Source organism: Streptomyces sp. NTH33, from assembly GCF_003236365.1.
Classification (GTDB): Bacteria; Actinomycetota; Actinomycetes; order Streptomycetales; family Streptomycetaceae; genus Streptomyces.
This window is the reverse complement of sequence record NZ_POTZ01000572.1, coordinates 1-3,784: the sequence shown is the minus strand read 5'-3', so window position 1 is coordinate 3,784 and position 3,784 is coordinate 1. Positions and strand designations below refer to the sequence as shown.

3 protein-coding genes and 1 riboswitch are annotated in these 3,784 nt (G+C 75.5%); of the genes, 2 read left to right on the top strand and 1 reads right to left on the bottom strand.

The features are described 5' to 3' along the window. Positions 1–173: 173 nt before the first annotated feature. Positions 174–348, top strand: a riboswitch (cyclic di-AMP (ydaO/yuaA leader). A gap of 8 nt (positions 349–356) precedes the next feature. Together C1I97_RS39445 and C1I97_RS33110 are read left to right on the top strand one after the other, a co-directional pair. Then, complete coding sequence (locus C1I97_RS39445) at positions 357–2,099, top strand: NlpC/P60 family protein (protein ID WP_258382856.1); 1,743 nt, start codon at positions 357–359, stop codon at positions 2,097–2,099. A 518-nt stretch (positions 2,100–2,617) separates the two neighbouring features. Beyond that, a complete protein-coding gene (locus C1I97_RS33110) occupies positions 2,618–2,827 on the top strand; it encodes a hypothetical protein (protein WP_111006723.1) in 210 nt (69 codons plus the stop codon). 134 nt (positions 2,828–2,961) lie between these two features. On the opposite strand, the gene C1I97_RS33105 is transcribed toward C1I97_RS33110, so the two are convergent. Then, positions 2,962–3,784: hypothetical protein (locus tag C1I97_RS33105; RefSeq protein WP_258382855.1), on the bottom strand; the 823-nt coding region annotated here is incomplete at its 5' end.

The following is a 3,784-nucleotide window of genomic DNA, read 5'->3' as shown; positions in this document are numbered from 1 at the left end:
CACCACCTCCGACCTGGACGATCTGCTGGCCAGACTCGACCGGCACACCACCGATCACCACGAAGAATCCTCCGCCGAGCCAGCTACATGATCAACCCCCGAAGGACTTCCGGTCCGAACCACTAAGTTGGCGCCCAGGCCGCACGATTGCCTCCGGCGAGTCCCGCCGGATCGTGCGGCCTCCGCCGAGTCCGGTACGCCCCCACGGCATCCGGAGCCGGGGACCCGACCGACATCGGGGTGAATCGGCTCGACCGTCCCTCCGGACAAGGGCCGTAGGGCACGCCTTCCACAGAACGCCCGCCCGAACCCGACAGCTGACTCGGCAGGCGGCCCACGGAAGGAGTGCGTCCTCCTTGGCGCCGGAACGACCGAGCGACGACAGGCCCAGCCGCGCTGAGGTGCAGCAGCGGATCAGCAGCCTCTACGACCAGGCGGAGAACGCCACGGGCAACTTCAACGCCACCCGCGCGATGAGCAGGAGCGGACGCGCGCGGGGTGGTTCGGGGACGTGGGACGGTTCCCGGGGCTCCGATCCGGCCCTCGACCGGGTGGCCAGGCAGTGGTTCGACGCGGCGCGCGCCCAGCTGGGCCCGATCGTTCCGGCGGTCCTGCCGCCCGACCGCATGCCGAGCCGGGCCACCTCCCGTGCGGAGGCGCCGAGCAGGCGTCCGGCGGACGTTCTGGAGGAGCTGGGGCTGGGGCCGGGGCCGGCGGGCAAGCCGTCCCGGCTGGAGCTGACCGCGGGTCCGGCACAGGCCGGGTCGGCACCCGGGCTCCCGGCCGGCCCCGCGGCCGCCGCACCGGCCCCGCCCGTACGGGAGCTGCCCGCGGCGGGACCTGCCACCACGCCGGCCGCTCCTGTCGCGGAGCTGACCAGTCGGTCCATGGAGCCGCAGCCCACCGGCACCCTGGAGGCACTCGCTCCCCGGGCCATGGAACCCCAGCCCACGGGAACCATGGAGGCACTGACCGCCCGGTCCATGGAACCCCAGCCCACCGGGGCCCTGGAGGCACTCGCTCCCCGGGCCGTGCAGGCCCAGCCCACGGGAACCATGGAGGCACTGACCGCCCGGTCCATGGAACCCCAGCCCACCGGGACCATGGAGGCACTCGCTCCCCGGGCCGTGCAGGCCCAGCCGACCGGTGCCGTGGACCTGCCCACCGGCACCATGGACACACTCGCCGGCCGTCCCGTGGAACCCCAGCCCACCGGCACCATGGACGTACTCGCCACCCGGGCCCTGGACCCCCTGCCCGCCGGCACCGTGGAATCCCAAACCACCGGGACCTTGGACGCGCTGACCAGTCGGTCCATGCAGCCTCCGCCCACCGGCAGCATGGACACGCTCGTCCCCGGCACCACGGAGCCCCGGCCCGCCGGACCGACCGAGTCGCCGGCCACCGGGTCCGTGGGGGCGTTTCCGCCCGTGGCCGAGACGCGGTCGCGGACCCCCGGCGCACCGCACGCCTCGGTGGCCGGCCGCCGGCAGCCGGTGCCGAGGGCGCCCAAGGGCCAGTCGCAGGCCAAGCTCACCCGGGCCCGTGAGCTGCTGTCCCGGCACACCGCTCAGCAGGGGGCGGCGCAATGGCAGCAGCACTCCACCGGGCTGTTCGACACCACCCCGCCCCTCGACGGGAACTCGCTCTTCGACGCCAGCCAGGCCGTCGGCCAGGCGGCGGCCGTGGACAGCTCCGCCGCCTCCCTCGGCGCCGCCGGGACACCGGCGGCGGCCTACGGGAGGAAGGCCGCCAAGGCGCTCGAGTTCGCCCGCGCGCAGATCGGCAGACCGTGCGTCTGGGGGGCCACCGGACCGGACTCGTACGACTGCTCGAGCCTCACCCAGGCCGCCTGGCGGGCCGCCGGGGTGGCGCTCCCCCGTGCGGCCTTCGAGCAGGCCGGCTCCGGCACACCGGTCGAGCTCGCCGACCTCCGGCCCGGGGACCTGGTCTTCTTCTACAGCGAGGTCAACCACGTCGGCCTCTACGCCGGCGACGGCACCATGGTCCACGCCCCGAGCCCAGGGGCGTCGATACGCGAGGAGTCGATCTTCTTCGCCGGCCCGCAGGCCATCCACAGCTCGATACGGCCCGCCTGAGCCGCCCCGGGCCTCCCCTGCCGGGCAGCTTGTCGCATGAGCGGAGGCCTCCGTTCGAGGGGTGTCCTCACCTGATGCGGTGAGGCACCGGAACGCGCCGGGTACGCGGGGGGCGTGCGCGCCGTTTGCTCCGGCATGGACAGTACTTCTCGGGCCGTGGAAACGGCCGGCGGACCCTGCGACCACCCGTCACCCGTCCACCCGTCACCCGTCCACCCGCACCGCCTGCTGCCGGGCGCGCCCGAACGCGAGCCCGGTACGCCGCTGCTGCGGCCGTGGGGTGTCGGGTGCGGCGAGGCGCCGCGGGGGACCTCGGCCGGCGCACCGCCCAAGGTGCCCGCGGTGCCCGTGCCCCGTGGGCTCCCGGGCCTGTGAGGCCGGCCGGGGAGGCCGCCGGGCCGTTTCCCGAGATCTGGCCCGGGCCGCTCGGGACACCGCTTGCTCACGGCCCGGTGACGGCGGCATCACGATGGTGGGCGTGGGCGTTGCCCGGCCCCGGGCATGTCGTTGAGCGCGGCATGGAAGCATGGGAGGACGGCGACTGTCCCTGGTGCCGCTCGCTGCTCGGCCCGGTCCGCGGCCTCGCCGCACCGGACGCCGCGCGCGGCGGCGACCGCCCCTGGCTCCGCGGCGGCGCCCGGCCGGCCTGGGTGGAACGCGTGCGTCTGTTCATGGTGCCCCTGGCAGCACTCACCGTGGTGGCCGCGCTCATGACGGCACTGGCCTGACGCCGCGGCCGTCCCCCACGCGCGGGCTCCCGGGCCGTACCTGTTCGCGCGCGCCGCCCTCCTGCTGCGCGCGAACCAACCGGTACGCGCGCGTGGGGCGGCATCGGTCACGCCGAAGGCGTGCCCGGCGGCTCTCAGGTCCGGAATCCGATGTGCACGTGGTCGTGGTGGGTGGCGTCGCTGAAGAACTGGTCCGGGGTACTGCCGCCGGACAGGAGGACGGGACCTCCGACGTTGTAGGAGCCCGCCGCCGCCGCGTCCCGCATGAAGCGTTCGACGAGAGCGCGGGGCGTGGCCGGGTCGACGACCGCGTGGCCGTCGATCTGCCACACGTCGAAGGCGCGCCCGCGCGGGTGGTCGCTGGGGCGGCCGGTGCCGAACACGTCCAGCGGGTGCCCGGAGCGGACCACACTGACGTACATCCGGTACGTCCCCGCCAGGCGCAGCATCGCGGTGAGCACTCCGGCGTGGACCCGGCCGCTGTTCAGGTCGGCCCGTGCCGCGGGCGGCAGCACGACCCGGGCGTCGTCCAGCACCCGGCGCACACCGGCAGGCGGCGAGGACAGCGGCGCGCCGGGGCGGGCCGGGTACAGGGCGGTGACGGTCCATCCGGTGCCGGACCGCGCCAGCCGTACGTCGATCGTCGTCCCGCCCGCGCGCACGGCACCGCCGTGCCGGGTCCACTGCCGACACACCACGAGCACGCTCGCCGAGTCGGCGAGGATCCCGCCGTACTGGGCGTCCACCACCTGCAGCACCGCCTCGTCGGCGGACGGCAGCAGCGGTCCGGCCCGGGTCACGAGGGCGGCCGGCAGGTGCAGCGCGGCCACTCTGGCCCGCGCCGCGGGCACGCCGCCCCCGCCGTCGGCCCAGGCGCCGATCGCTTCGACGAACTCGACGGCGCGCCGTTTCACCTCGGGGTGGACCTCGGCGGACGTGGGGCGCCAGGGGGTGGTG

Coding starts and splice junctions, on each gene's coding strand:
- C1I97_RS33110 (WP_111006723.1), top strand. CDS start 2,618: ATGGAAGCATGGGAGGACGGCGACTGTCCCTGGTGCCGCTCGCTGCTC.